This window comes from Vibrio mimicus CAIM 602, assembly GCF_000338875.1.
Classification (GTDB): domain Bacteria; phylum Pseudomonadota; class Gammaproteobacteria; order Enterobacterales; family Vibrionaceae; genus Vibrio; species Vibrio mimicus.
The window spans coordinates 352,671-377,035 of the sequence record NZ_AOMO01000024.1; the positions used below are offsets into that span (position 1 = coordinate 352,671).

25 protein-coding genes, 1 tRNA gene and 2 pseudogenes are annotated in these 24,365 nt (G+C 45.8%); 8 read left to right on the top strand and 20 right to left on the bottom strand.

Annotated elements, in window-relative coordinates:
• Nucleotides 1–70 precede the first annotated feature (70 nt).
• The 5 genes from D908_RS12600 (at nucleotide 71) to D908_RS12580 (ending at nucleotide 3,452) form a co-directional block, all read left to right on the top strand.
• Nucleotides 71–161: transfer RNA gene (locus D908_RS12600), tRNA-Ser, on the top strand.
• Between the two features lie 363 nt (nucleotides 162–524).
• A complete protein-coding gene (locus tag D908_RS12595; protein ID WP_005523691.1) occupies nucleotides 525–1,235 on the top strand; it encodes a hypothetical protein in 711 nt (236 codons plus the stop codon).
• Nucleotides 1,228–2,010: an SDR family NAD(P)-dependent oxidoreductase gene (locus tag D908_RS12590; RefSeq protein WP_005523692.1), complete on the top strand. Its 783-nt coding sequence runs from the start codon at nucleotides 1,228–1,230 to the stop codon at nucleotides 2,008–2,010. The genes D908_RS12595 and D908_RS12590 overlap by 8 nt, the downstream gene beginning before the upstream one ends.
• A complete protein-coding gene (locus tag D908_RS12585; RefSeq protein ID WP_005523693.1) occupies nucleotides 2,010–2,477 on the top strand; it encodes a hypothetical protein in 468 nt (155 codons plus the stop codon). Before D908_RS12590 ends, D908_RS12585 begins: the two co-directional genes overlap by 1 nt.
• 27 nt (nucleotides 2,478–2,504) lie before the next feature.
• The gene (locus D908_RS12580) at nucleotides 2,505–3,452 is read left to right on the top strand and encodes a helix-turn-helix transcriptional regulator (protein WP_005523697.1); all 948 of its coding nucleotides are present in this window, start codon (nucleotides 2,505–2,507) and stop codon (nucleotides 3,450–3,452) included.
• Between the two features lie 39 nt (nucleotides 3,453–3,491).
• Here the strand turns inward: D908_RS12580 and D908_RS12575 are convergent, their stop codons facing one another.
• The 3 genes from D908_RS12575 to D908_RS12565 form a co-directional block, all read right to left on the bottom strand.
• Nucleotides 3,492–4,412: a histone deacetylase family protein gene (locus D908_RS12575; protein WP_005523698.1), complete on the bottom strand. Its 921-nt coding sequence runs from the start codon at nucleotides 4,410–4,412 to the stop codon at nucleotides 3,492–3,494.
• Between the two features lie 22 nt (nucleotides 4,413–4,434).
• Nucleotides 4,435–6,378 carry a DNA topoisomerase III gene (locus D908_RS12570; protein WP_005523705.1) on the bottom strand — a complete coding sequence of 648 codons (1,944 nt, stop codon included), beginning with the start codon at nucleotides 6,376–6,378 and terminating at the stop codon, nucleotides 4,435–4,437.
• A gap of 84 nt (nucleotides 6,379–6,462) precedes the next feature.
• Nucleotides 6,463–6,795 (bottom strand): Grx4 family monothiol glutaredoxin, encoded by a 333-nt coding sequence (locus tag D908_RS12565; RefSeq protein ID WP_000447536.1) that lies wholly within the window; start codon nucleotides 6,793–6,795, stop codon nucleotides 6,463–6,465.
• A gap of 283 nt (nucleotides 6,796–7,078) precedes the next feature.
• Here D908_RS12565 and sodB point away from each other — a divergent pair, with 283 nt between their 5' ends.
• The 3 genes and pseudogenes from sodB (at nucleotide 7,079) to D908_RS12555 (ending at nucleotide 9,167) form a co-directional block, all read left to right on the top strand.
• Nucleotides 7,079–7,663, top strand: a complete 585-nt coding sequence (gene sodB, locus D908_RS12560) for a superoxide dismutase [Fe] (protein WP_000863546.1) — start codon at nucleotides 7,079–7,081, stop codon at nucleotides 7,661–7,663.
• A 114-nt stretch (nucleotides 7,664–7,777) separates the two neighbouring features.
• Nucleotides 7,778–8,205, top strand: a pseudogene (locus tag D908_RS0119130) (VC2046/SO_2500 family protein); the annotation flags it as partial.
• 290 nt (nucleotides 8,206–8,495) lie between these two features.
• Nucleotides 8,496–9,167, top strand: a complete 672-nt coding sequence (locus D908_RS12555) for an SDR family oxidoreductase (RefSeq protein ID WP_005523708.1) — start codon at nucleotides 8,496–8,498, stop codon at nucleotides 9,165–9,167.
• Between the two features lie 21 nt (nucleotides 9,168–9,188).
• On the opposite strand, the gene D908_RS12550 is transcribed toward D908_RS12555, so the two are convergent.
• The 17 genes and pseudogenes from D908_RS12550 to D908_RS12475 all read right to left on the bottom strand — a co-directional run bounded on the left by D908_RS12550 (nucleotide 9,189) and on the right by D908_RS12475 (nucleotide 24,336).
• A complete protein-coding gene (locus tag D908_RS12550) occupies nucleotides 9,189–9,935 on the bottom strand; it encodes an MlaA family lipoprotein (RefSeq protein ID WP_005523709.1) in 747 nt (248 codons plus the stop codon).
• 70 nt (nucleotides 9,936–10,005) lie between these two features.
• Nucleotides 10,006–11,220, bottom strand: a complete 1,215-nt coding sequence (gene ccmI / locus D908_RS12545; protein ID WP_000266872.1) for a c-type cytochrome biogenesis protein CcmI — start codon at nucleotides 11,218–11,220, stop codon at nucleotides 10,006–10,008.
• A 2-nt stretch (nucleotides 11,221–11,222) separates the two neighbouring features.
• Entirely contained in the window at nucleotides 11,223–11,666 is a 444-nt protein-coding gene (locus D908_RS12540) for a cytochrome c-type biogenesis protein (RefSeq protein ID WP_172462048.1), read from the bottom strand.
• Nucleotides 11,667–11,695: 29 nt separating this feature from the next.
• On the bottom strand, nucleotides 11,696–12,250 hold the full coding sequence (locus D908_RS12535) for a DsbE family thiol:disulfide interchange protein (RefSeq protein ID WP_005523710.1): 555 nt from the start codon (nucleotides 12,248–12,250) through the stop codon (nucleotides 11,696–11,698).
• Complete coding sequence (locus tag D908_RS12530; protein ID WP_005523711.1) at nucleotides 12,251–14,206, bottom strand: heme lyase CcmF/NrfE family subunit; 1,956 nt, start codon at nucleotides 14,204–14,206, stop codon at nucleotides 12,251–12,253.
• On the bottom strand, nucleotides 14,203–14,682 hold the full coding sequence (gene ccmE, locus D908_RS12525) for a cytochrome c maturation protein CcmE (protein WP_001069624.1): 480 nt from the start codon (nucleotides 14,680–14,682) through the stop codon (nucleotides 14,203–14,205). Before ccmE ends, D908_RS12530 begins: the two co-directional genes overlap by 4 nt.
• Nucleotides 14,679–14,885: a heme exporter protein CcmD gene (gene ccmD / locus D908_RS12520; RefSeq protein ID WP_000545364.1), complete on the bottom strand. Its 207-nt coding sequence runs from the start codon at nucleotides 14,883–14,885 to the stop codon at nucleotides 14,679–14,681. Before ccmD ends, ccmE begins: the two co-directional genes overlap by 4 nt.
• A pseudogene (locus tag D908_RS0119135) lies at nucleotides 14,885–15,636 on the bottom strand (heme ABC transporter permease). Before D908_RS0119135 ends, ccmD begins: the two are co-directional and overlap by 1 nt.
• 90 nt (nucleotides 15,637–15,726) lie before the next feature.
• The gene (ccmB, locus tag D908_RS12515) at nucleotides 15,727–16,395 is read right to left on the bottom strand and encodes a heme exporter protein CcmB (RefSeq protein WP_005523716.1); all 669 of its coding nucleotides are present in this window, start codon (nucleotides 16,393–16,395) and stop codon (nucleotides 15,727–15,729) included.
• Entirely contained in the window at nucleotides 16,392–17,018 is a 627-nt protein-coding gene (ccmA, locus tag D908_RS12510; RefSeq protein WP_000895177.1) for a cytochrome c biogenesis heme-transporting ATPase CcmA, read from the bottom strand. Before ccmA ends, ccmB begins: the two co-directional genes overlap by 4 nt.
• 303 nt (nucleotides 17,019–17,321) lie before the next feature.
• On the bottom strand, nucleotides 17,322–17,831 hold the full coding sequence (gene flrD / locus D908_RS12505) for a flagellar transcriptional regulator FlrD (RefSeq protein ID WP_080551371.1): 510 nt from the start codon (nucleotides 17,829–17,831) through the stop codon (nucleotides 17,322–17,324).
• Nucleotides 17,807–18,301, bottom strand: coding sequence for a chemotaxis protein CheW (locus tag D908_RS12500; RefSeq protein WP_000075895.1), 495 nt, complete (start codon nucleotides 18,299–18,301; stop codon nucleotides 17,807–17,809). Before D908_RS12500 ends, flrD begins: the two co-directional genes overlap by 25 nt.
• Before the next feature lie 38 nt (nucleotides 18,302–18,339).
• A complete protein-coding gene (locus tag D908_RS12495) occupies nucleotides 18,340–19,329 on the bottom strand; it encodes a chemotaxis protein CheW (protein ID WP_005523718.1) in 990 nt (329 codons plus the stop codon).
• Complete coding sequence (locus tag D908_RS21425) at nucleotides 19,322–20,098, bottom strand: ParA family protein (protein ID WP_000637672.1); 777 nt, start codon at nucleotides 20,096–20,098, stop codon at nucleotides 19,322–19,324. The genes D908_RS12495 and D908_RS21425 overlap by 8 nt, the downstream gene beginning before the upstream one ends.
• A gap of 9 nt (nucleotides 20,099–20,107) precedes the next feature.
• Nucleotides 20,108–21,247: a protein-glutamate methylesterase/protein-glutamine glutaminase gene (locus D908_RS21430; RefSeq protein ID WP_005523720.1), complete on the bottom strand. Its 1,140-nt coding sequence runs from the start codon at nucleotides 21,245–21,247 to the stop codon at nucleotides 20,108–20,110.
• 26 nt (nucleotides 21,248–21,273) lie between these two features.
• On the bottom strand, nucleotides 21,274–23,607 hold the full coding sequence (locus D908_RS12480; protein WP_005523722.1) for a chemotaxis protein CheA: 2,334 nt from the start codon (nucleotides 23,605–23,607) through the stop codon (nucleotides 21,274–21,276).
• Nucleotides 23,608–23,616: 9 nt separating this feature from the next.
• On the bottom strand, nucleotides 23,617–24,336 hold the full coding sequence (locus tag D908_RS12475) for a protein phosphatase CheZ (RefSeq protein WP_005523724.1): 720 nt from the start codon (nucleotides 24,334–24,336) through the stop codon (nucleotides 23,617–23,619).
• Nucleotides 24,337–24,365 lie beyond the last annotated feature (29 nt).

Sequence of the window (24,365 nt, forward strand, 5' to 3'; positions counted from 1 at the left end):
CATAATTAGAGCAAACAGCATTTTAGGGGCTTTACAAGCGAACTTCAGGTCGATATTATGCGCCCACAAAGGAGAGATGGCTGAGTGGTTGAAAGCACCGGTCTTGAAAACCGGCGAAGGTTTGTAGCCTTCCTAGGGTTCAAATCCCTATCTCTCCGCCACATTCTAAGCCCCTGATTTATCAGGGGCTTTTTGTTTTAGGACGCATCAAATATCACCTAAGAAACGTGGGTGATATATCTATATCGACAAAGCTAGGGATAATGCAGTTAAGTCCCTGATATGAAATCATCGTAACACGACAAACAACCGCCTTTTCCCTCTATTGGTTAGTTAATAGCCACAAACCCACTTTCTCCGATAATAAATTTTCCAGTAAGTGTCGCCAGACTCTCAAAAGATTACCTCTTTCAACTTTATTACCCTCCTCGTTTTTACAGCTATGAGTAAAGATAACTGGCGTAAATATTCAATATTTCCTTATCGAACCTCGTTACATTGCTTTGGCCGATGGAGGAGGATATATGGAAAAGAGTAATGCAGTTCAAATTGGACAAGTTAATGCAGAAGTGACAAATAATCGCCAACTTAATCCAAGGGTGGTGTTTGAATACAACATCACTATAGAGAAGTTAGATAACGGCTTCTTTAAAGCCACGCGAATTTGGCAAGGAACAGGCAGAAAAGACATCGCAATAGAAGAAGTGTTGTGGTGCCCCCAAAAAGGGCTTCAGTTTGCATCAATGAATCACCCTCATTTAAATGAAACTGGGTGTTTGAATGTAATGGAGCAACGCGGCATATCAAAGTTAAACAGCTACAAAACCAAGTACAGAGACAAAGAAAAGAGTCTGAGTTTTATTACATCCCCATGCACGTTATTAAGCATCCCTTTTGAAATTGCTAAGCATTGGGATGCACTAATGAGTGGCGAAGAAATCGAGTTGGACTACACAGTCCTGAAAGTCCAAGCGCATACAGGGATAACACTACAAAAACACAATATCCAAGACAAATTTGTTATTCGTGTTACACCCCAAAAATGGTTTTGGAAAATGCTTTTTGGATCAACAGATTTCTACTTAAACAGTGAAACACACTGTTTAGAAAAAATAGATGGTCTTTTAGAACCTAGAGATAGAAATATTCGAGGGAAATACATCGAATATTTAGGATTGGCAACATTCGATACAGCAATCGACTTATCTATTATCAAGGAGCATGCAAATGTCTAAGACCGTACTGATTACTGGAGGCACACGTGGTGTTGGCAAAGCGCTTGTTTCCAAATGTCTTTCTCTTGGGTACACAGTCATTTCAACAGGAAGCAATGATAGAACGGTTGATGCAGCAAAACTGAGTTCACCTAGCGTTAGATGGATATGTTGCGATTTATCCGATAAAGCAAGCATAACGCTACTGGCTGAGGTCATTAATGGCGAACCATTGGATATGGTGATCCATAATGCAGGTGTACAGCAAGCTAGAGACTTATTTGATCCCGCTCACGATGATTTAAGCGTAGCCGTTGAAACGCAAATTAATTTTAATGCACCGATTGAATTGACGCAGTTGTTATTTAGGAATGTGGAAAGCGTGAAAGGCACATGGATTTATGTCACTTCGGGGCCGGCCATTGCGCCAAAACAAAGTTCACCCATTTATTGTGCAAATAAAGCGGGCTTGCGTGCATTTTGTAAATCTTTTAATGGTCAGATAAAACTCAAAGGCAGTGAGATAAAAGTCTGCGAAGCGATACTTCCGTTAGTCGATACCGATATGACTAGAGGGCGTGGCAGAGGAAAAATATCGGCAGAACAAGCTGCTAACGAGATCATTCAAGGCGCATTAGAGGGTAAGAAAGAAATTCATATAGGAAAAATGAAACTGCTAATGCAAGCACGACGGATTTTCCCAAATCTTATCGAAAACCTCAAGCTGTATACATTCTGGCCGGCATTTCGATTGGTGACTTTTTTGTACCTGCCCTTCCGACTCAAACATCAGTAATGTTGCTTGCTTGGCTTCAGCCCAGAAAGGCTTGGGTTATTACGCTGATGTTTGCTTTCGCAGCTGCAGTTGGAGCAAGTATTTTATGTTTTCTCTCTATTTTGCTTGATAACTATCTACAAAGTGCGATTCCAACTGAGCAATTAAGCCATTACCAAAATTGGGAGAAGTTAAAAGGTTATGTTAGCCAATACGGGCTTTACGCTCTGGTTTCAATGTCTTTATTGCCTACACCTCCACGAACTATGGTCATTTTGAGTTTGTTGTCGGGCATTTCTGGCTACTGGGTTGTTGCGACCATATTTTTAGGTAAGCTGATGTGGTTTGGTGGCGTAGTCTTCACTGTGTCTCGTTCGCCAAAGTGGTTAATAAAACTGCCATGGATCGGCAGAAAAATCGCACAGTCTATATCTCAGAAGCAATCGCAGTTACATCAAGCAACAACGAGCTTCAATGCTGATAAGTAGACTCTCTTTTCATGGAACGCCTAACGAATGTCTGGAAAAAATCGAAATACAGATTTTGCAAGTCGCGCCATGCTGGACATTCTGTTAGCGGGTTTAAACAAACTATCATTTCACGAGTTATCTCCGACTTACTCTCACGATCAAGCACATGTCTCTTTAGAAACAAAACGAGAATTTGTGTCTTTTATTGGTCGGCAATATGGGCTTTCTACATTATTAAAAACAGGTGCAGGTGTTAGTGAGTTTGTGGATACTCCGACAGGTAAAGCACTTCTTTCTCGAAGTACGCCCCACTCATTGTTAACCAAGTGGCAAAGACTTGAGCGTTATATTCACAGCAGTCACTATATCGAGTGTGAAACACGACCAACATTTGCTCGAATATCTCATAAGTCCAGAGGGCATCAAGCACCAACCATTGAGGAAGACTTGGCAGTATTAGGTGTGATATGCGGATTAATCCACCATTTAACAAGCTCTCGTGTAACACTGACCTCAGATGAGGATGGCGAACAACAAATATTTAGCTATCCAGATTTCACTGTCTGCGAACCAATAACACATATCAGTGAATGGTATGTACATTGGTCCCCAGACTTGCCTCTATCTGAAACTCTGCCTTCTCAAAGTGTTTCTAAGGTGTGCTCCCCATTTGATAATGATGTGATTGGTAAAACCAAAAGAGCGATAAATAGTGTTGGATTGTTGGAGGCGAACATTCTTAACACCGCAAATTTTATGGCGCTATCAACGCGAAGCTTGCAACGCTATCTCAATGTGGAGCATGCGAAATTTGCTTCAATTCTGCAGGAAGTGAGGGTTCACAATGCAAGTCATTTTCTATTGAATGACAATTTGAGTTTTGCAGAGATAGGATTCATCTGTGGCTTCTCAGATCAGGCACACTTTAACCGAATATTTAAAAAGTGGACGGGTATGTCACCAAAGCAATACTGCCACTTTAGGAGTGACTGAGGTGTAAACTTCAGCGTTAAGCACAATTAAATGTGAGTTTCACTTTTGAGTTTGCAAAGCGGCCTTTAACAGCTCAAGGTGCAGTGGAACCAGTGAAGCATGATTTTCGCGGTAACCACCACCAATCACACAAGCAATTGGGATGTTGGACTGTTTTGCTAAACTCAGCATGAAATAATCTCTTCTTGCAATCGCAGCTTGTGAAATCGACAAATAGCCCAGCTCATCATCACTATGAATATCCACCCCCGCATCGTAAAGAATGAGGTCAGGTTGATGGAGATTCACCGCCATCTCAACCACCTGAGTAAACGTTGATAAAAACTCCTCATCCCCTGTCTGCTTAATAAACTCTATATCCATATCAGAAGCGGGTTTACGTGCAGGGAAATTCTTATCACAGTGAAAAGAAAGGGTAATGATCTCTTCACGTTCCGCGCACAACGTTGCCGTGCCGTCACCATGATCCACATCACTATCAATGATCAGAACTTTATCAACACCAGACAAAGAGAGTGCGAAGTGTGCTGCTATCGCCAAATCATTAAACAGACAGAAACCGCTGCCAAAATCCGCGTGAGCATGGTGATACCCACCACTAAGGTGGATTGAGAGGCCTGACTGCAAAGCTCGCTCGACCGTTAAGCAGGTTCCCCCCACAGAAAGCAACGTACGCTCAATCAGTTTTTCACTCCAAGGAAAGCCAATTCGGCGCATCTTGGCTGCTGGCAATGCTCCCTCCAACAGGGCCTGTACATATTCTGAATCATGCAATGACTTCACCAAGGAGAGTTCAGCTATTTGTGGTGTAAAAAATCCAAATGCTTCTCGCCACTCTTCGTTTTGTGTTTGTTGGCGAACAATGTCTTCATACAGTAAGCGGTACTTATTAATTGGATATCGATGGCCGACAGGCAAATCCAGTTGCGAATAAATTGGATGGTATATCAGCGGGATCATACTGCGCTCAGTTTTGGTTAATTTAGGCTTTATACGTTTTAGCTTTACTCTTTGGCGCACGGCGTGAGCGCTTGAAAGTTGGCTTATTCACCGCAGGCAAAGCTTGTAGTGAAACTGGCACTGGGGCCATTTTCACTTGTTCTATAAGCTGTTCAAGACGCACTTGCAAAGTCTGCATAAACGGTTGGTAAGCTTGTCCTTTCTCTGAGATCGCTTGCAGTTGGTGTTCCCAATGCGCTGTCATATCTGGATAAGTCGCTTCAACCGGAAGAGCATGGATCAAACCTCGCCCAGCAGGAGTGCTTTTAATCAGCTTGTTATCGCGCAGCAAAAGTCCGCGTTTAAACAAGGTATCCAGAATCCCGGCCCGAGTTGCTTCTGTACCCAAACCATCCGTATCCCGCAGAATTTTCTTGAGTTCTTTATCTGCAACGAAACGGGCAATCCCCGTCATCGCTTGTAAGAGAGTTGCTTCGGTAAAATGGCGAGGAGGTTCGGTTTGTCTTTGTTTGATTTCCCCTTCTCGGCACTGAAGCACAGTGCCAACAGGCAGAGGGGGTACTTTATCCACGCCCTCTTCTTGCTCATCTTGATGACCTGTCAGCGCTTTCCATCCAGCACTAAGCAGTTGACGACCTTTAGCAATAAAAACGCCGCCAGCGATATTGAAAACCAATTTAGCCTCTGCATACACTGCCGCTGGATAGAACTGAATTAAGTATTGGCGAGCAATGAGTTGATACACCTTCATCTCATGGCCAGACAACGCATTCACGCTAGCCTTTTTGGGCGTGGGGATAATGGCGTGGTGAGCATCCACTTTACTGTCGTTCCAGGCTTTAGAACGCAGTGACAAATCGGCATTATTAACGGCAGTGACCATTTCTTGTGCGTTGTTGGCAATCGCCGCCACAACATCAGCAGCCTGAGCCAGATGCTCTTTCGGGAGATATCGGCAATCTGAACGCGGATAGGTGATCAGTTTGTGCTTCTCATACAGCGATTGGCAGAGATCCAAGACTTGCTGCGCACTAAAGTTATAACGCTTAGCGGCATCTATCTGCAGCGCAGACAGTGAATAAGGCAAAGGTGCTGCTTGCTTGGTTTGATCTTGCTCTGATTCAGTCACAGTCGCGGGCTGGTTAGCAATGCGGCCAGCGACATTTTCCACCAATTTACGGTTAGTGACCCGCCCTTCTTCATCTTGCCAAGGTAAACAAGCCTCACTCGGTTTCCAGCGGGCACGTATGTCGAATTGATCGGCTCCATTTGGGTATGGAATTAAAGCATCAAGAGTAAAATAATCATGCGGGACAAAATTCTCGATCTCTTCATCCCGTCTCACCACTAAACCGAGTACCGGTGTTTGCACTCTCCCCACGGAGAGCACGCCTTGATAACCGGCTTTTTTTCCAAGCAAAGTATAAGCTCGCGACATATTCATGCCATATAGCCAGTCAGCGCGTGAACGCGCCAACGCAGAGACTGAGAGTGGAATAAATTCACGGTTACTGCGCAAACCTTGCAAGGCGCGTTTTACCGCAGAAAGGTTCAAATCACTAATCAGCAGCCGCTGTACCGTTTCCTTTTTATGATTCGGAACTTTGCAATGATCCAGCACTTCATCCACCAACAGTTGCCCTTCACGGTCAGGGTCTCCAGCATGAATAATTTGGTTGGCGTCTTTAAGCAGCTTACGTACGACAGTTAGCTGTTGGGAGGAAGATTTTCTCGGGCGCAATTGCCACTGCTGCGGAATAATCGGCAGATCCGCCATGTTCCATTTTTTGTAGCGTTCATCATAAGCATCAGGTTCGACTTGCTCGAGAAGGTGCCCAATACACCAAGTTACTACATCGCCATTGGCACAGCGAATACAGCCCTGTTCTTTCTTATGGGGTTTTGGCAAGGCATCGGCAATCGCTCGAGCAAGGCTTGGTTTTTCAGCAATAAATAGTCGGCTCATGACAATCATTGACGAGATAAAATTAAGGCCACATTACTCAATGTGGCCTTATAAAATCAAGAAAAACTGTAACTTTATACAGTGTTATTCTTCACTTGCTGAACGTGCTGCAGCTTCTTTAACCAGAGTTTGCAGTTCGCCTTTTTGGAACATCTCAAGAATGATGTCACAACCACCAATCAGTTCACCTTCAATCCACAGTTGTGGGAAAGTTGGCCACTGAGCATAAACAGGTAGTTCAGCACGGATGTCTGGGTTTTGTAGAATGTCTACATAAGCAAACTTCTCACCACACGCCATCAAAGCTTGTGCAGCTTGCGAAGAAAAACCACAGCTTGGCAGTTTTGGTGAGCCTTTCATGTAAAGCAGAATCGGGTTTTCGGCGATTTGCTGTTTGATTTTGTCAATAGTTTCCATCGCTTCCTCATTAATGGATGTCATCAAATATGGGCACATTCTAAAGCAATACCGGAGAATAAAAAGCATATTCTCTGTGTGGATAAAGACTAGACTATTCTTGCATATCTAGGTTATGCCTCTTGCCATTAATCCCTGAGGATCTTTTTCTGCCTTCGGGGTTTTAATAAAGTAAAAAGTTGCTAAAATACTTGGCAAGTCAGTCGTAACGACGAAGAAAACAATACACTGGAAGCAATGACTAAAGAGAACCCTCTCTTTACACTCAACGGAGAATCGAGCAATGGCATTTGAACTACCCGCTCTTCCTTACGCGAAAGACGCGCTGGAACCACACATCTCAGCAGAAACTCTGGATTTTCACCACGGTAAACACCACAACACTTACGTGGTAAAACTGAATGGTCTGATCCCAGGTACTGAGTTTGAAAAGAAATCACTGGAAGAGATCATCAAGACCTCAACTGGCGGTGTTTTCAATAACGCAGCGCAAGTTTGGAACCACACTTTCTACTGGCACTGTCTGTCACCAAACGGTGGTGGTGAGCCAACTGGCGCAGTTGCTGAAGCAATCAATGCGGCATTCGGTTCTTTCGCTGATTTCAAAGCAAAATTCACTGATTCTGCAATCAACAACTTCGGTTCATCTTGGACTTGGTTGGTGAAAAAAGCTGACGGATCTCTAGCAATCACTAACACTTCAAACGCAGCAACTCCGCTGACTGAAGAAGGCGTGACACCGCTACTGACTGTTGACCTGTGGGAACATGCATACTACATCGATTACCGTAACGTGCGTCCAGACTACATGAACGGTTTCTGGGCACTCGTTAACTGGGATTTCGTAGCGCAAAACCTAGCCAAATAAGTGCTATTTGCCTAATAAATCGACATAAGCCTGCAATTTTGCAGGCTTTTTTCATTTCTATCACTCAAGTTTTCTGCTCTCGCGCCGTTAAATAAACATCAAGGGGAGAGAGCCATGCAAGTCCACACATTAGACAAAGCGGGAATCATTAGCGAGCTGCATTTTGGCCAAGGTATTAGCCAAGCAGTTACGCAGGGGCGTCGTGCTGACTTTGCCCTACTGCTCGCGCTTTTTTCCAATGATGTTCGTGATAACACCCCGGTCGACAAAATCAATGAAGCGCCAACCACCGAAGAGGTACTACGTCAGCGTTTCGAATTGGCGCAACCACAGCCACTGGAAAATGATGAGAGTTCCTATCAAGTTTCAGCGAAACAAGCAGCCATGTTCCATGAAGGTGGAATGGCAAGTGCCAAACTCAGCCATTACCTTAATCCAGAAGCATTAACTTACCGCCCTCAGGATACCCAAGCTTACCTGAAGAGGTGTATTTAAACCTTTCAGGACATGAAAGACGCCATCTGGCAGAAAAAACTCCTATCTCCCTGCTTGCAAAAGATTTCTATCATCGCCTCGCTACGGCTTATCGCCAAGATCAATTGCGCATGGCAGTTTGATCTTTCAGTGTCACTTATTACATAAGCCGTACTGCAAACGATATTAGCCACAAATTATTTTTGTGAATGAATGCAAACTATCAACTTTCTGTTTAGTGAATCCGAAGTTATTTGAAGTTATTCACACCGTATGCACATCTAATCAACCATGCTGTCCGAACCCCTGCGTAACCTGCGATTTAATCGGCAGATAAAAACAAGATGAGGTGGCACTCATGGATATAAAAAGTGCAGTAATATTAATTACTTCGGCAAGCTCTATTCTTGGTAGCACGCTAGCAACTCATTTTGTGAAGCTGGGCGCTAAGGTGATCCTTTGTGATCGAGACCAACAAGGCTTGGTTGATACCTATTGGCGCTGTCATGCTATCTCAAATCAAGTCGCTTACTTCCACCTCAGTGATTTTTCACCTGAAAGTATTGAACACCTGCTCGATATGGCGGAACAAAAATTTGAGCGCGTACCCGATGTATTGATTAACAATTTACCTTCAGCGTCATTGCCATCTTTGACTGATGAAAAACCTAGTGAACAGTTTATTCAACAGTTGGCATCCATCGCTTCCTCACTGTTTAACTTCAGCCACGCTTGCTCCGTGAGAATGCGCCAAAGGAAAACCAAAGGAGTGATTGTGAATGTGGTGTGCAATCACGCACCGCAAGACATGTCGGGGATTGAGAGTGCGAACTCGATGGTATCGGGGTTTACACAAAGTTGGGCGAAGGAGTTAACCCCATTCAACATTCGAGTCGGTGGGGTCGTTCCGCAAGTCGCCAGTGCAAATGATGAGATGGTGCACTGGTCTGAGATTCGTGAAGAGCTGATCCGCAATACAGAATATATTGTTGCTAATGAATACTTTAGTGGGCGGGTGATGTCGGCTTAGCCTAAGCTAAGCCGCTTTTAATCATAGCCCTTCACTCAGATAGTCATCGAGATACTCTTCTTCGACAGGGTCGTAATCATCGACTTGGATTTCCGCTTCAAAATTACGTCGCTGGATGTAAGCATCGCGAGTCAAACTATAAGGATCTGGCGAGTTATGGAGCAGAGCCTCTTGTGAAACTAAAGCGGCGCGCGTTTCCATTCCTTCTAATGCCCACTTGCCTATTCCCGCCCAAATATTGAGATACGCGAGTGGAAAATAGAAGCCATCCACCACATCCGTCACTTCACGGACAGTATAAGGCCCGTAACCCGGCACCATTAAATAGGGACCATTGCCTACCCCATAGTGGCCAACCGCATCACTGAAGGCTTTCTCATCGTATTTTTTGATGCCTGCCTCAGTAGCAATATCTATGATACCGAGCAGACCAAAGCTGGTGTTAATCCAAAAACGGTTGAAATGATCAACGGCTTTTGAGCCATTGCCCATCAGCAAGTTATTCACCATGCTGGCTGGTTCATCTAAGTTTGAGAGAAAGTTCGCGACACCAATTCGCAGCGGTTTAGGAACATACCCCACATAAAACAGAGATACCGGACGTACGACATAAGGGTCTAAATAGTCATAGTTAATTGTCCACATCTGTCGGTTAAAACTTTCAAGGGGATCATTAACTTGCGAGTGGGTCGAACTTTCATCAGGTGCACTGCTACACCCAAGCAAAAACGTTGTGAATAGAACAATCCAAGATAAACGGCCAACCATACGTTATTCCATGTGCAAAGGCCGATGATCACATCGGCCTTGTGGTTATATTATTTTTCAGCTTGTGATTTTATTCATACTGCTTATCTAATACAACGTCAACTGGTTCACCTGCTTTCATTGTGGGACTTTCTGCGTACCAGTCACCAGTTTTAGTCGCTACATTTCCATCAGTATCGATGCGCACACGTACAACATACGACTCAAGACTAGAAAGCTTAGAACCTTGCATCATGCTGTTATTGTCATCCAACACAACGGTTCTTGGGAACTCACCTATCGGATAACGTGCTGCCGCAACTGGCATTGGAGAGCCCGGTGCATGAACAGATACGATCAATACTGCATTCGGATCAATTTTTACCTGCTCCGCAACATTGATCGTCACCTTAACCGATTTTCCATCCGCGATACCCTCTCCCATTCTCTTACGAGCACTTTCAATGCTACGACTGAGCATTTCATAGCGCGCATCTTCTGGGCCAATTGCCTGTTGCATTAAGCTCCAGTATTTAATCGCCGCTGGGAAATCACCACTTTCAAAGGCATCAAACGCGAGCAGAGAATAAACACGCAAGTCTGCATAACCACGTTGAGCAAGTTTGAGCAAAATAGATTTAGCCTCTTGCTGATCAACTGGCTCATTTGAAAGCATTAACGCTTGCGCATAACCAAATTTCACATCTGGGTCTTCGCTATCCAGTGCGAATGCTTTCTTCATCGCTCCAATTGCGGTTTCAAGGTCACGATTAGCTAAACCAATTCGGCCTAGCAACAACCACCCTGTCACATCATCCGCTTGATAGTGCAGTCGAGTACGCAGTGCCAACGTCAAATCATTCATCTCTTCATCGCTGAGTTCAGCTTGAGGCGACATGAGTTTTTTGGACAGTTCAGGTAGCTGCGCCGAGACTTGCTGCCAAGCCTGTACATGCTGATAGTTACCAAACTTAGCGTATAAGGCATAGCTCAAACCGACCACCAACAGAACGGATGGGACGACAACCATCCAAAGCGAAACCTTGTTTTCTTGCTGGTGTTTTTGCTGAGTAGGAATATCATCCAGTAGGGTCTGCTTTAAATCTGCAATCAAATCTTGCTGATCAACCACAATCCCTTCTTCCGTTTCCTCTTCAAGCTCTTTGAGTCGGTCTTTATAAAACGCTTTATTCAGCTCATCGCGCAGTTCTTGGTCATTATTCGCACGCTTCTGAATAAACGGAATAATGACGAATACCACCGCAATCGCAACAAGCAATAAGGTCGAGATCCAAAACATCCACATGATTACTTCTCTCCCTTTTGCTCTTCTTTTAGCAATGCTTTCAAACGCGCTTCTTGTTCTTCATTCCAATCCGCTGCATTCACTGCACCACGCGCTTTACGTCGGCTACGCAGTACAATCACGGTAAAACCAATCACTAACACCGAAATGGGGCCTAGCCAAAGAATGGCGGTACCTAAAGTAAACGGTGGATTGTAAGTTACAAAGTTTCCGTAACGGGCAATCATGTAATCCACGATTTCCGATTTGGATTTCCCTTCTTTAGTCATCTCATACACTTTTTGGCGCAAGTCTTGCGCCAATTCAGCATTGGAATCTGCAATCGTGTTGTTTTGACATTTCGGACAACGCAGCGTAGCTCCTAGCTCTTGAAACTGCTTTTCCTGCTCAGGTGTATCGAAGTCATACACTTCGATGGTCGCTAATGCAGAGAGTGAAACCAGCATTGCGGCAAAAGCCGCGAACAGCCACTTCTTCATTGTTTCGCCTCCACCAGCATTTTTTCATAGATAGGAGCAAGCGTTTCTTGCCAGTTGCGTGAATTCACATCCCCAACATGACGATATCGGATCACGCCATTGGCATCGATTAAGAAGGTCTCTGGTGCGCCGTAAACACCCAGATCCAATCCCAACATGCCATTACCATCAAACAAGCTGATCAAATAAGGATTGCCCAAGTCATTAAGCCACTGAGTCGCTTTATCTCGTTGATCCTTGTAGTTAAGGCCAATGATTTTTACACCTTGCTTAGCCAGTTCATTCAAGTATTGGTGCTCGGCATAACACGTTGGGCACCATGTTGCCCACACATTCAGTAGTAAAGGCTCACCTTTAAAAATTGACTGATCATATAGCTTGCCGGGTTCCGCCAAATCTTCGAGGCGGAACTGAGGTACTGACTTACCAACCAAAACGGATTCCAACTTAGTGGGATCATCACCCGCCGAGTTTCTCATCAATTGCGTTGCAAACACTCCAGCCAGCAACAAAAAGGCAATGAGTGGGATAAATAGAATCTTCTTATTCACTTAAGCCTCCTGATGTGCGTTTTTTCTAAAACGGTAGCGCTTATCGCTGATTGCCAAAGCACCACCCAGCGCCATGAGTAAGCCACCAGCCCAGATCCAGCGCACATAAGGTTTGTAATAAATACGGACAGCCCACGAGCGGTTATCTTCCAAACGTTCACCCATAGCAATGTACAGGTCACGCGTGATGCCGCGATCAATCGCCGCTTCAGTCATCATGGATTTTGCCGTGCGGTAGAAACGCTTCTCCGCATGCAGCGTATTCACATATTGACCTTGGCTGGTCACTTCAAAGTCAGCGATGTAGCCATCATAGTTCGGGCCATCTTTGTCGCGTACGCCTTGGAAATAGAAGTTGTATTCATTGAGCTGGAAGTTCTCACCCGGAGCCAAACGAACATCACGCTCAATGCTGTAGTTTTGCACCATAGCAATACCGATGATGCTGACCGCTAAACCAACATGGCCCATCATCATTGCCCAATGACTGCGTTGCAGCTTCTTCACCCCCACCATAAAGGTATGGCGATGGGTGGCACGTGTATACAGTTCATAGCCATGCAGTAACAGAATCCACCACGCCATAACCCAACCGATATAAGCCATTAGGCTAAAGGTTGAAGTGTTTAACCACATCATCACTGCTGATAAGACTAAGGATGCAACAGCTGTGATCAGCATAGGTTTAAACAGGGTTGAAATTTGGTCACGCTTCCAACGAATCAGTGGACCAATTCCCATCAAGAAAGCAAATGGGATCATCAGCCATGCAAACAACATATCGAAGAATGGCGCACCGATGGAGACAGATCCCAAACCAAGCTGCTTATGAACCAATGGGAGCAAGGTACCGATTAACACCACGGCTAGTGCTGTCATCAGCAGCACGTTGTTAGCTAGTAAGCTGTTTTCACGCGATACCAGATCAAAGTTGCCACGTACTCGTACTGAAGCGCCTTTAATCGCGAATAGCAGTAATGAACCGCCAATCACTGCAATCAAGAAACCGAGAATGAACATGCCGCGCGCAGGATCTGACGCAAATGCATGCACGGAAACCAGAATGCCTGAGCGCACCAAGAAAGTACCTAATAAGCTCAGCGAGAAAGCAGAAATCGCGAGTAACACTGTCCAAGCTTTGAACGTGCCACGTTTTTCAGTCACCGCTAATGAGTGCATCAGCGCGGTGCCTGCAAGCCAAGGCATGAAAGAGGCGTTTTCTACTGGATCCCAGAACCACCAGCCGCCCCAGCCAAGTTCGTAGTATGCCCACCAAGAACCCAACACGATGCCCAGTGTTAAAAATAGCCACGCAGCGATTGTCCAAGGACGCGACCAGCGAGCCCATGCGGTATCCAATCGGCCTGTCATCAAAGAAGCAATTGCAAAGGAAAACGCAACAGAGAAACCTACATAGCCCATGTACAGCATAGGCGGGTGAATGATCAGACCCGGGTCTTGCAGCAGAGGGTTTAAGTCACGACCATCAATCGGGAAATAAGGCAAAGTACGCACAAATGGGTTAGAGGTAACAATGATGAACAGCAAGAAGCCAACACCAATCATACCCATCACAGCCAATACTCGAGCCACCGACTCTTGTGGCATACCACGGCTAAACGTCGCAACCGCAACCGTCCAAGCCGCTTGGATCAATACCCAAAGTAATAATGAACCTTCGTGCGCTCCCCAAACTGCCGTTAACCGATAGTACCAAGGCAATTCACTGTTTGAGTTGCTCGCCACATACTGAACGGTAAAGTCATTGGCATAAAACGCCCACAACAAAATGACAAAAGAGATCAGCAGCATGAAGAACATGCCCCATGACAAGGGGCGAGCGGTATTCATCAATAATGTGTTATTACGTGATGCACCGATAAGAGGTAACACACTGAGTAATATCGCTAAACCTAACGAAATGATCAGTGCAAAATGGCCAATTTCAGCAATCATTGAGCACTTCCTTTCTGTTCTTCTGAATACTGCAAAGGCTCATGTGTTTTTTTCATCGCTTCTGCAATTTCAGGCGGCATGTAGTTTTCATCATGTTTCGCCAGCACTTCAAATGCTTCAATATTGGTTGGGTCGGTAAGAACCCCTTGCGCTACAATACCCTGACCTTCACGGAACAGATCAGGAAGAATACCTTCATAAGTAACGGTAACGCTTGGGCCAACATCATGCAGATCAAAACTCACTTTTAAAGAGTTAGGATCACGTTTCACTGAGCCTTCAACCACCATACCGCCGATACGCAGACGCTGGCCAATTTCCGGCTTTTTACCTTCTTTGCCATACACCAATTCTGTCGGGGTATAGAAAAGATCCATATTCTGATTCAGGGCATAAATGATTAACCCGACCGTTGCACTCAGGCCAAGTAAGATTGCCAAGACAACACCGAGCCGCTTTTTACGTCTTGGGTTCATAGTGTGTTCTCCATATGTTTTGCGGCATCGACACGAGCCTGACGCTCCAGTTTATTGCGCACTTGATTGAGTAACTTGTTCTTACGTCGCACGCTGGCTACCCAGAGCACAGCCATCGAAAAATAGGTGATACCAAAAGCACTCCAGACATAACTGGCATAACCGCCCATGGCTAAAAAATCACTGAAAGATTCAAAATGCATCACTGAGTTCCTCGCACAGATTGGTTAGCTAAGTCACAAACCCAAGGGCGATGACTTTCTCGGCTAAGGATTTCATTACGTAAGCGGATCATAGTCACGGCAGCGAAGAAGAAAGCAAAGCCAAAAATACAAGACAGTAGTGGCCATAACATATCAGGAGCGATCGACGGCTTGGCGAACTTAGTGATCGTCGCGCCTTGATGCAAGGTGTTCCACCACTCAACAGAAAAATGGATGATGGGCAGATTGATGACGCCCACAATGGCTAAGATCCCTGCGGCTTTCGCTGCGGTTTTTTGATCATCAAATGCATGATAAAGCGCAATCACGCCCAAATAGAGAAACAGGAGTACAAGCTCAGAAGTTAAACGGGCATCCCATACCCACCAAGCGCCCCACATGGGTTTGCCCCAAACCGCACCGGTGATAAGAGCAATAAAGGTGTACACCGCGCCAATCGGAGCCATGGCCAACGCTGCCATATCCGAAATACGAATTTGCCAGACAATACCAATGAAGCTGCAATCGCCATCGACATATAAACACCCATTGACCATATCGCCGCCGGTACATGGATATAGATGATTCGGAAACTGTCACCCTGCTGGTAATCTGCCGGTGCATAGGCTAAGCCAAGCACAGTCCCTACCGCGAGAAACAGGAATCCTAAACTGGCAAACCAAGGTAGCAACTTACCGCAAAGATGGTAAGCCGCGTCTGGTTTGGCGTAGGGATGAAGCCATTTCCACATGTTTATCTCACTTTGCTTTCAATTTATTGAGTTTTAACTAAGTTATTATAATTTATCTAACGCAGCATTTTCGTGCTTGATCGAGAACAATCAATGAACACTTACTCGTAACGCTGCACTGATCGCAAATGGGGTCAAGGTCATTGAACCCATCAGCATTGCGGCCAAAATGGCCAATTGTCCGTTATACGGCATACCCAGTGCTGCTGCATCAATGGCTGATGTAGCAAATATCAATATTGGGATAAAGAGCGGTAATACCAATAAACTCAGCAGCACTCCCCCCTTCTGTAGCCCTACCGTCAAAGCCACTCCAATCGCACCAATAAAACTTAAGGTTGGTGTGCCCAACAAAAGAGTTAATACAACCGATAACCAAGTTGAGCTATCAAAAGAGAGCAAAATCGCCAGTAGTGGGCTTAACAAAATCAGCGGTAAACCAGTCAATAGCCAGTGAGCAATCACTTTCGCCATAACCACAACGGATAGTGGCAGTGGTGTCAGCATTGATTGCTCTAGCGCACCATCTTGGAAGTCATCACGAAATAGTCGCTCTAAAGAGAGCAATGCTGCCAACAGTGCCGCCACCCAGACAATACCTGGAGCAATTCGCGCGAGCAAAGCGGGCTCAGGCCCCACACTGAGCGGGAACAAGGTAATCACTATGATAAAAAACCACAGTGGGTTAAACACATCCGCTTGACGGCGAAAAGCAATCAAGAGTTCGCGGCGGATAAACTGAGTAAAGGCAGCGATCATGACATCTCACCACCGAGGCGAATTTTGCGTAGCTTGGGATTGTCCGCAAACATATCTTGGTGCGTGGTTAGGATCACAATTCCCCCTTGCTCGGCATGGCTTAAAAACAGTGCTTCAAGCACTTTAACGCCTTGTTTATCTATCGCCGTCAACGGCTCATCTAAAATCCATAGCCGCTTTTGACTTAACCATAATCTTGCCAGTGCTACACGGCGCTGTTGCCCAGCAGAAAGTTGAGCCACTGGCACATCTTCTCGGCCAACAAGACCAACCTTTACTAAGGCTTGAAATATAGCTGGCTCATCAATAACTTGTTGGTGAACTGCTTGATAAAAGCGTAAGTTTTCTAATGCGGTGAGTTCCCGCTTAATTCCCGTTTGGTGCCCCAAAAACAGCAAATCTTGATGATAGCTCTCACGATCACTTTGAATTTTTTTCTGCTGCCAAAGGATTTCACCACATTCGCTCTCTCCAAGGCCGGCAATGATCCGCAACAAGGTGGTTTTCCCCGTGCCATTGCGGCCTTCAATCTGGACTAATTCGCCTGCATGAATCTCGAAAGAGAGCGATTCAAATAAGACCCGTTCATCTCGAATGGCGGTGAGATTTTTTACTTCTAACATGCTTATCTCTATGAGCGTTGGGACGATTATATTAACACAGCAAGGGGGAGACTAAACCCACGAAGCTAATTACGAATCACGAAACTAAGTAAGAAACTATTAAAAATTAGCGAGTTTTGTTTGCATCTAACCCTTTGTGGTTACAACCATAATCAACGACTGGAATTCATCTTTAAAAAGCGAGACTACGGTCACACACCTGTACAAATGCGTTTGAATGCTAGTGGCAAACGCATCAATGAAACCCATTGAATAAAAAAAGGAAGCCTTGGCTTCCTTCGAAATACAGCAAACTTGTATGAATTAAGGTTTGGCTTTTCTCGCTTGACCTCGTCCCTCAGGGTGGCTTTCAAGAGGAGGAATGCTTTCCTTGCCTGCCAGCTTATTCTGCAAAGACATCATCAACTCAGCTTCTGCTTTGGGTAGCTCACACTCTTGGATGAGTTCATTAAGATCCGCCCCCAATTGAACCATTTTGCTGGCACGAGTATACAGACGCGCATCTGAGTCCGTATTCTCTAGCTCAAGCAAACGTTCATTCAAATGACGGATGATGTCTTGTTGCTCACTGACTTTCTGCCCTAAGCCAACCATCACTGAACGAACTTCAAGCAACTGTTTGTTTGATTTTTGTAGCTCTTTATCCAGATTGCGGATTTGCTGGCGTAAGGTTTCACTTTGACGATGTTGACCACGCTTGAGACGCCACAACGCCAACATGATGCACAAAACAACAAAAACCAACCCTCCCGCCATAACAGGAGGGGTTAACCAAATCAAATCAACCATTACATATGAGCCATGTCGTCCCATTCTTCATCGGTTAAGAACTTATTCAGATCCACCAGAATCAGCAGTTTGCCATCGCGGTTGCTTACCCCTTGGATAAACTTCGAGCTCTCATCAGTACCCACACTTGGGGTTGAATCAATTTCTGATGAACGCAGGTAAACCACTTCAGCTACGCTATCAACTAGGATACCGATCACTTGACGTTCTGATTCGATCACAATAATACGTGTGTTATCAGTGATCTCACCTTGCATCAGGCCAAAACGTGAACGAGTGTCAATAACTGTCACTACGTTACCGCGCAAGTTGATGATGCCTAATACATAATCAGGCGCGCCCGGTACTGGAGCAATTTCTGTATAGCGCAGTACTTCACGCACTTGCATTACGTTAATGCCGTACGTTTCTTCTTCCAATTGGAACGTCACCCATTGAAGTACTTCATCGTTCGACTTTTCTTTTCTGACTTTCACTTCATTCGCCTGAGACATACCTTTCCCTCTCTGAGTCGTTTCCGACACCCAATGTTTTAATTTTCCAGTGCTTTTACATCAAGCCCTGCATTAAGCATAGCTACCAATGCTTGAACATGGATCAAAGCGCACATTTTTTCTTTCACCATGCCAGCGAGCCAAGGACGTTTACCGACCTGTTCGCGCCACCGCACTTTTTCTGTACTGAGCAATTCCGTGCCCATGAGCTGAGTGCTGGCGAGTCCCCATGCACTCTCACCCAACATCACAATGTACTGATAAGCTTGCTTATAACTATCGTCATGCAGTTTTTCAGCCATTACCCATTTCGCTGTGTCCACCACATCAAGCTGTGAATCTCGATTAGTTTGCAGACCCAAATACCATGGCGGACGACCAATAAGATGGTTAAGGGTACTCATACGATGAATCCCACCAAGCTCGTCCAGTGGAACCGCAAAAGTGACACCATTTACGTCAAAATAGAGCACTTGGAAATCTTTCTCACGAATCGTGTTAGTCCAAGTACCCAGTTTATGTTGCCCAGCTTGTGTTTCAGGAGTAACAGAAGTTTCGACCACATCCTCAGGCACAACCTCAGCAACTGCGATATCAACTTCAGGCTCCGCTTCTACGTAAGCAGGCTCAATTTCTTCTTCAATCGCAAGTTCTGGCTCAACATAGTCGCTTTCAATTTGCCATTCTTGGATCTCTTCCACCACAATGGTTGGTTGAACCACAGGTTCAACGCGAGCAATCTTGGCTGTGTTCTCTTCAAGAATCTGCTCAAGATCCAAATCCGCGACTGGGTTGCTCGACTCTAATTGGCTCAGTAAACGCTGAACATCTTCTAAGTTGGGGAGTTCGAGTTCTTCAACTTCCGCATCAAAGTAGCTTTTGTTCGGCACAGACTGAACAACAGGAGCCAGTTCCCAAGTAGAATCTTGCTTGGGCATTGTTTGCTCAAACTCTGCCGCTTCTTCATCCAATAACGCAGTGAAGTAGTCGTTAAGTGCTTGTTCGCTGGATATCAACGCGCTACTCATCGATCGCTAGCCTCTCTAAAAAAAGCAGAAGCTGCTTGTACGCGAACACGCCGCGGCTGCCCTCAGCAAAATGCGATGCGGGCAAACGTTGTAAACTGGCATCACGGAACTTGGTATCGATAGGCACCGCTGAGGTCCAAACTTTATCCGGATAGTCTTTTTTCAACTGATTCAACGTCTGCAGAGAAGCTCTCGTGCGCTTATCATACATGGTCGGCACTATGGTGACTTTGAATTCGCGACTACGCGATTTCTGCATAATCGCCAGTGTACGCACCATGCGTTCTAGCCCTTTCATAGCCAGAAATTCAGTTTGCACCGGGATAAGTATGCGATCACTTGCCGCCAATGCATTCACCATCATTACCCCCAAAATCGGCGGGCAATCGATCAGAACATAATCATAGGCATGGCGCAGCGCGAGCAATGCACGTTTTAAGATCAACCCCATTCCACTGCGATTACCCATCACGCGATCCAGTGTCGCCAGTGACATGTGCGCAGGAATGAGGTCAATACCCTGAATGTCGGTGTTTAAGATCAGAGGCCTAACAGAAGCCTCATTGTATTCACGCAATTGAAAAAGGTCGAATAAGCTGGCTGGCACACCATCAGAGTCATAGCCCAGATAGGTGGTCAGCGAGGCATGCGGATCCGTATCGACCAGCAGGACACGCTTACCCTGCTGGCTTAACAAGCCGGCCAATGTAATCGTTGTGGTGGTTTTTCCTACCCCACCTTTTTGGTTTGCTACACTCCAAACGATCATTGTGGTTCCTTATGCGAGCCCTACTTCTACCAGCATGCGCTCTGCGATTCTGTCAAGCGGTAGATCTTCTGTTGAGATTCCCGCTTTGGCTACCGCCTGTGGCATTCCGTACACCACACAACTCTCTTCATCTTGTGCCCAAATGGTCGCACCTGCTTGTTTCAGCATTCGCGCCCCTTCACGTCCGTCAGCACCCATACCAGTCAAAATCATCGACAACACTTTGTCGCCATAGATTTTTGCGGCTGAACCAAAAGTCACGTCTACACATGGCTTGTAGTTCATTCGGTCACCACCATCAATGATGCGCAATCGCGCAGCACCTGGGCGTCCGTCTAACATCATCTGCTTACCGCCCGGAGCCAAATAAGCAACACCAGGACGTAGCACGTCACCATCTTCCGCTTCTTTGACTTCAATTTTGCACAGTGAGTTGAGTCGGCTCGCAAAAGCAGCCGTAAACGTTGCTGGCATGTGTTGGATCAAAACGATCGGATGTGGGTAATTAGCTGGCAACTTAGTCAGAATTTTCTGTAACGCAACCGGGCCACCTGTTGAGGTGCCAATGGCCGTTAGCTGATATTTCTTACCGGTTGCTTTGAAGCGAGCCGCAGCACTGACTGGCGCTGCCGTACGATTACCCGCAGCCGATGTAGATGAAGTTGCGCGCTCTTGCGCCACTGATGAACTTGCTGTCGACAAAGATGACGCTGGCGTTGGACGCGCTATCGATGGGCGACGTAAAAAGATTTTTTTCGACGCAATGGATAGCACTCGTTGCTGAAGCAGAGTCACTGCATCATCACGGTTACGGGCAATGTCTTCAAACTTTTTAGGCAAAAAGTCTAACGCACCTGCATCTAGGGCATCTAGTGTCGCTTTCGCACCGTCATGAGTCAGCGAAGAGAACATCAGAATCGGCACTGGATTGTTAGCCATAATTTCACGCACGGCTGAAATGCCGTCCATGACGGGCATTTCAATATCCATGGTAATCACATCTGGCTTGAGTCGAGCGGCCTTTTCTACGGCCTCTTTACCATTTACAGCAACATCAATGACTTCTAAGCGCGATTCGGAGTTGATGATTTCACTCACGCGACGACGGAAAAAACTCGAATCATCAACAACTAATACTTTAATCGCCATGTTTATCCTTATCGTTGTACCGCTAATCAGATTCTAGAAGCTGCGGCATACTGCTTAAGCAGATCCGGCACATCCAAAATCAGAGCGATATGACCATCACTCGTGATGGTTGCACCAGACATACCTGGGGTACCCTGTAGCAATTTATCAAGCGGCTTAATCACCACTTCTTCTTGGCCGATTAAGGTATCAACCACAAGGCCAACGCGCTGGCTACCGATTTGCACAATCACGACATGTCCATGACCTTGACGAAGCTGTGCTTTGCCTTTCTTCGGTGCTAACCAGTTTTGTAAGTAGAACAGCGGAATTGATTTTTCACGCACTATGATAGTCAGCTGACCATCAACCACGTTGGTACGACGTAGATCCAAGTGGAAGATCTCATTCACACTCGCCAAAGGCAGCGCAAATGGGTGATTGGCAACTCCTACCATCAAGGTCGGTAGGATGGCCAGTGTCAGCGGCACTTTAATGGTGATTTTTGTGCCTTTGCCAATCGTGGAGTCGATATCAATCGAACCATTGAGTGTGTTGATGGCGGTTTTCACCACATCCATCCCTACACCACGACCAGAAATATCGGAAATCTGTTCTTTACTGGAGAAGCCCGGCATGAAAATCAGGTTAAAACACTCTTTGTCAGACAGACGCGAGGCTGTATCTTCATCCATAATTCCGCGTTTTACTGCGATAGAACGCAGTTTGTCCGGGTTCATACCTGCGCCATCGTCCACAATGGCCAGTTCGATATGATCCCCTTCCTGAGACGCTGAAAGTATAACTTTACCTGTGCGCGATTTGCCATTTTTGGCACGCTCATCCGGCATTTCAATACCGTGGTCAACCGAGTTTCGCACCAAGTGAATCAATGGATCGGCGAGTGCTTCTACCAAGTTTTTATCTAAATCGGTTTCTTCACCACGTAGCTCAAGATCGATCTCTTTATTCAAGCTACGCGCCAAGTCACGAACTACGCGAGGGAAACGACCAAATACTTTTTTGATTGGCTGCATGCGCGTTTTCATTACCGCACCTTGCAGATCTGCTGTAACCACGTCTAAGTTGGCTACGGCTTTGGACATCTCTTCATCGTTACTATTCAGGCCAAGGCTTAATAGTCGGTTACGTACTAACACCAACTCACCCACCATGTTCATGATGGTGTCTAGCGTTGAAGTGTCTACACGAACTGTAGATTCTGCTTGGGCTTTCTTCGCACCACCTGCGACCGCAACTTCACGAGAGTCATCCGCCTCTTTTACGGCTGGTGCTTTTGCTGGTGCTTCTTTTGCTGCTGGTTTCGGCGCAGCGGCAGGCTTAGCAACCGGTTTTGCTGGCGCAGCGGCTGGTTTGGCAGCGGGTGCTTTGCTTTCTGATGCTTTAGGTTCAGATGAAGCGGTATTGGTGGCAACAGGACGAGTCGCCATATCTAGCTCTTCAACTGACGGGCCTTTACCCGTGCCATGCAGCTCATCCAAGAGTTTTTCAAACTCTTCATCTGTCATTAAATCATCGCCACCAGGGGCTGATTTTGCTGCAGCGGCCGGTTTAGCAACATCCGCAGCCTTAGGAGCAGCAGGTTGAGATGGCGCAGATGATTCGACTGATGGACCTTTTCCAACACCGTGCAACTGATCGAGTAGCTTTTCAAACTCATCATCTGTGATATCACCACTCACATCAGAGCTTGCGGCTGGCGCGGCTTTTACTGGCGCAGCAGGCGCTTTAGTTTGCTCAGTACCTGGTGCTTTGCCTTTGCCATGCAGTTCATCAAGCAGCTTTTCGAACTCATCATCAGTGATGTCGTCAATCGAACCTTTATCAATAACGGTGTTATTGGTCGGTGCTGGTATCTCAACGATCTCTTCAACTTCAGGAGCGATTTCTTCAAGAATGTCTTCAACGACCTCTTCGACAAACTCTTCTTCGGGTTCATCAAAGTGCTCTTCTTCTGCTTCATCATCTGAAGCAGGTTTACTTAAACGATGAAGTTCATCGAGGAGTTCTTGATCGGCAGGTTGCAGCGGTTCACGATCTTGTACCGCGCGGAACTGTTCATTAACGGTATCCAATGCTTTCAGCATGGTATCCATTAAGCTAGGGGAAACATGTCTCTGACCATTACGTAAAATGTCGAACACGTTTTCTGCGCCGTGACAGGTTTCCACTAACTCAGATAACGCCAAGAAACCCGCACCGCCTTTAACGGTATGAAAACCACGGAATATGGCGTTCAGCAAATCTCTGTCTTCGGGGTTATTTTCCAGTTCAACGAGCTGCTCAGAGAGCAGCTCCAAAATTTCGCCGGCTTCTACCAGAAAGTCCTGCAGGATGTCTTCGTCTAATTCGTAGCTCATAGGTTACCCCTAAAATCCAAGACTCGATAACAAATCGTCAACTTCGTCTTGAGATGAGACAGCATCAACTCTTTCGTGAGGGTTCATAATAGGTCCCTCAGGCTCAGTTGGTGCAACGGTCGTCTTATCTGCTTTTTGTTCTTTTTGCGTCGCGCCGAAAACCTTCAATATTTCTACTAATCGATTTTCGACTTCATTCACCAGATTAATCACGCGTTTGATGATCTGCCCTGTTAAATCCTGGAAGTCTTGTGCCATCAGGATTTCGGTCAGTTCTCCACGTAATTCACTGCTGTCACCTTCAACTTGCGATAGCAAATCGTCAATCCGGTGACACAGTGATTTGAAGTGCATGAGTTCAATCCGACCGTTCATCAAGCCGTTCCACTCAGGACGAATCTGGAGCAAACTATCATGTAATTTGTCGGCGATCGGCATACACCGATCTACTGCATCCATTGTTTTGTTCGCCGCAACTTCCGTTTTCTGAATAACGTAATGCAGTCTTTCCCGAGCATCTGGAATTTCATCGGTCGCAATTTCACTGAAACGTTCATCAATGTGAAAATTATTCAGCGCTTCGTGTAGATCCCGTGTCAACATTCCTATCTCTTTGAACATGGGATTATTTGCGGACTCATAGACATAGGTGAGAAGACGATTCGCATCATCTTGCTGCCCTTGTTCCAAAAGTTGCACGAGTTCTTTAGCCTGTTCTAATGAAATCATCCTGAATCAGCCTTTTGCGCGTGTGAATA

Excerpts from the sequence above, each read along its gene's own strand:
- D908_RS12595 (WP_005523691.1), top strand. The coding sequence starts at position 525 with ATGGAAAAGAGTAATGCAGTTCAAATTGGACAAGTTAATGCAGAAGTG.
- D908_RS12555 (WP_005523708.1), top strand. The coding sequence starts at position 8,496 with ATGGATATAAAAAGTGCAGTAATATTAATTACTTCGGCAAGCTCTATT.
- D908_RS12480 (WP_005523722.1), bottom strand. The coding sequence starts at position 23,607 with ATGAGCTACGAATTAGACGAAGACATCCTGCAGGACTTTCTGGTAGAA.
- D908_RS12590 (WP_005523692.1), top strand. The coding sequence starts at position 1,228 with ATGTCTAAGACCGTACTGATTACTGGAGGCACACGTGGTGTTGGCAAA.
- D908_RS12540 (WP_172462048.1), bottom strand. The coding sequence starts at position 11,666 with ATGCTGGTTTCACTCTCTGCATTAGCGACCATCGAAGTGTATGACTTC.
- ccmB (WP_005523716.1), bottom strand. The coding sequence starts at position 16,395 with ATGATCGCTGCCTTTACTCAGTTTATCCGCCGCGAACTCTTGATTGCT.
- D908_RS12575 (WP_005523698.1), bottom strand. The coding sequence starts at position 4,412 with ATGATCCCGCTGATATACCATCCAATTTATTCGCAACTGGATTTGCCT.
- D908_RS12580 (WP_005523697.1), top strand. The coding sequence starts at position 2,505 with ATGTCTGGAAAAAATCGAAATACAGATTTTGCAAGTCGCGCCATGCTG.
- D908_RS12565 (WP_000447536.1), bottom strand. The coding sequence starts at position 6,795 with ATGGAAACTATTGACAAAATCAAACAGCAAATCGCCGAAAACCCGATT.
- flrD (WP_080551371.1), bottom strand. The coding sequence starts at position 17,831 with ATGGGACGACATGGCTCATATGTAATGGTTGATTTGATTTGGTTAACC.
- sodB (WP_000863546.1), top strand. The coding sequence starts at position 7,079 with ATGGCATTTGAACTACCCGCTCTTCCTTACGCGAAAGACGCGCTGGAA.
- D908_RS12550 (WP_005523709.1), bottom strand. The coding sequence starts at position 9,935 with ATGGTTGGCCGTTTATCTTGGATTGTTCTATTCACAACGTTTTTGCTT.
- D908_RS21430 (WP_005523720.1), bottom strand. The coding sequence starts at position 21,247 with ATGGCGATTAAAGTATTAGTTGTTGATGATTCGAGTTTTTTCCGTCGT.
- ccmA (WP_000895177.1), bottom strand. The coding sequence starts at position 17,018 with ATGTTAGAAGTAAAAAATCTCACCGCCATTCGAGATGAACGGGTCTTA.
- ccmD (WP_000545364.1), bottom strand. The coding sequence starts at position 14,885 with ATGCATTTTGAATCTTTCAGTGATTTTTTAGCCATGGGCGGTTATGCC.
- D908_RS12530 (WP_005523711.1), bottom strand. The coding sequence starts at position 14,206 with ATGATTGCTGAAATTGGCCATTTTGCACTGATCATTTCGTTAGGTTTA.
- D908_RS12570 (WP_005523705.1), bottom strand. The coding sequence starts at position 6,378 with ATGAGCCGACTATTTATTGCTGAAAAACCAAGCCTTGCTCGAGCGATT.
- D908_RS12475 (WP_005523724.1), bottom strand. The coding sequence starts at position 24,336 with ATGATTTCATTAGAACAGGCTAAAGAACTCGTGCAACTTTTGGAACAA.
- ccmI (WP_000266872.1), bottom strand. The coding sequence starts at position 11,220 with ATGTGGATGTTTTGGATCTCGACCTTATTGCTTGTTGCGATTGCGGTG.
- D908_RS12585 (WP_005523693.1), top strand. The coding sequence starts at position 2,010 with ATGTTGCTTGCTTGGCTTCAGCCCAGAAAGGCTTGGGTTATTACGCTG.
- ccmE (WP_001069624.1), bottom strand. The coding sequence starts at position 14,682 with ATGAACCCAAGACGTAAAAAGCGGCTCGGTGTTGTCTTGGCAATCTTA.
- D908_RS12500 (WP_000075895.1), bottom strand. The coding sequence starts at position 18,301 with ATGTCTCAGGCGAATGAAGTGAAAGTCAGAAAAGAAAAGTCGAACGAT.
- D908_RS12495 (WP_005523718.1), bottom strand. The coding sequence starts at position 19,329 with ATGAGTAGCGCGTTGATATCCAGCGAACAAGCACTTAACGACTACTTC.
- D908_RS21425 (WP_000637672.1), bottom strand. The coding sequence starts at position 20,098 with ATGATCGTTTGGAGTGTAGCAAACCAAAAAGGTGGGGTAGGAAAAACC.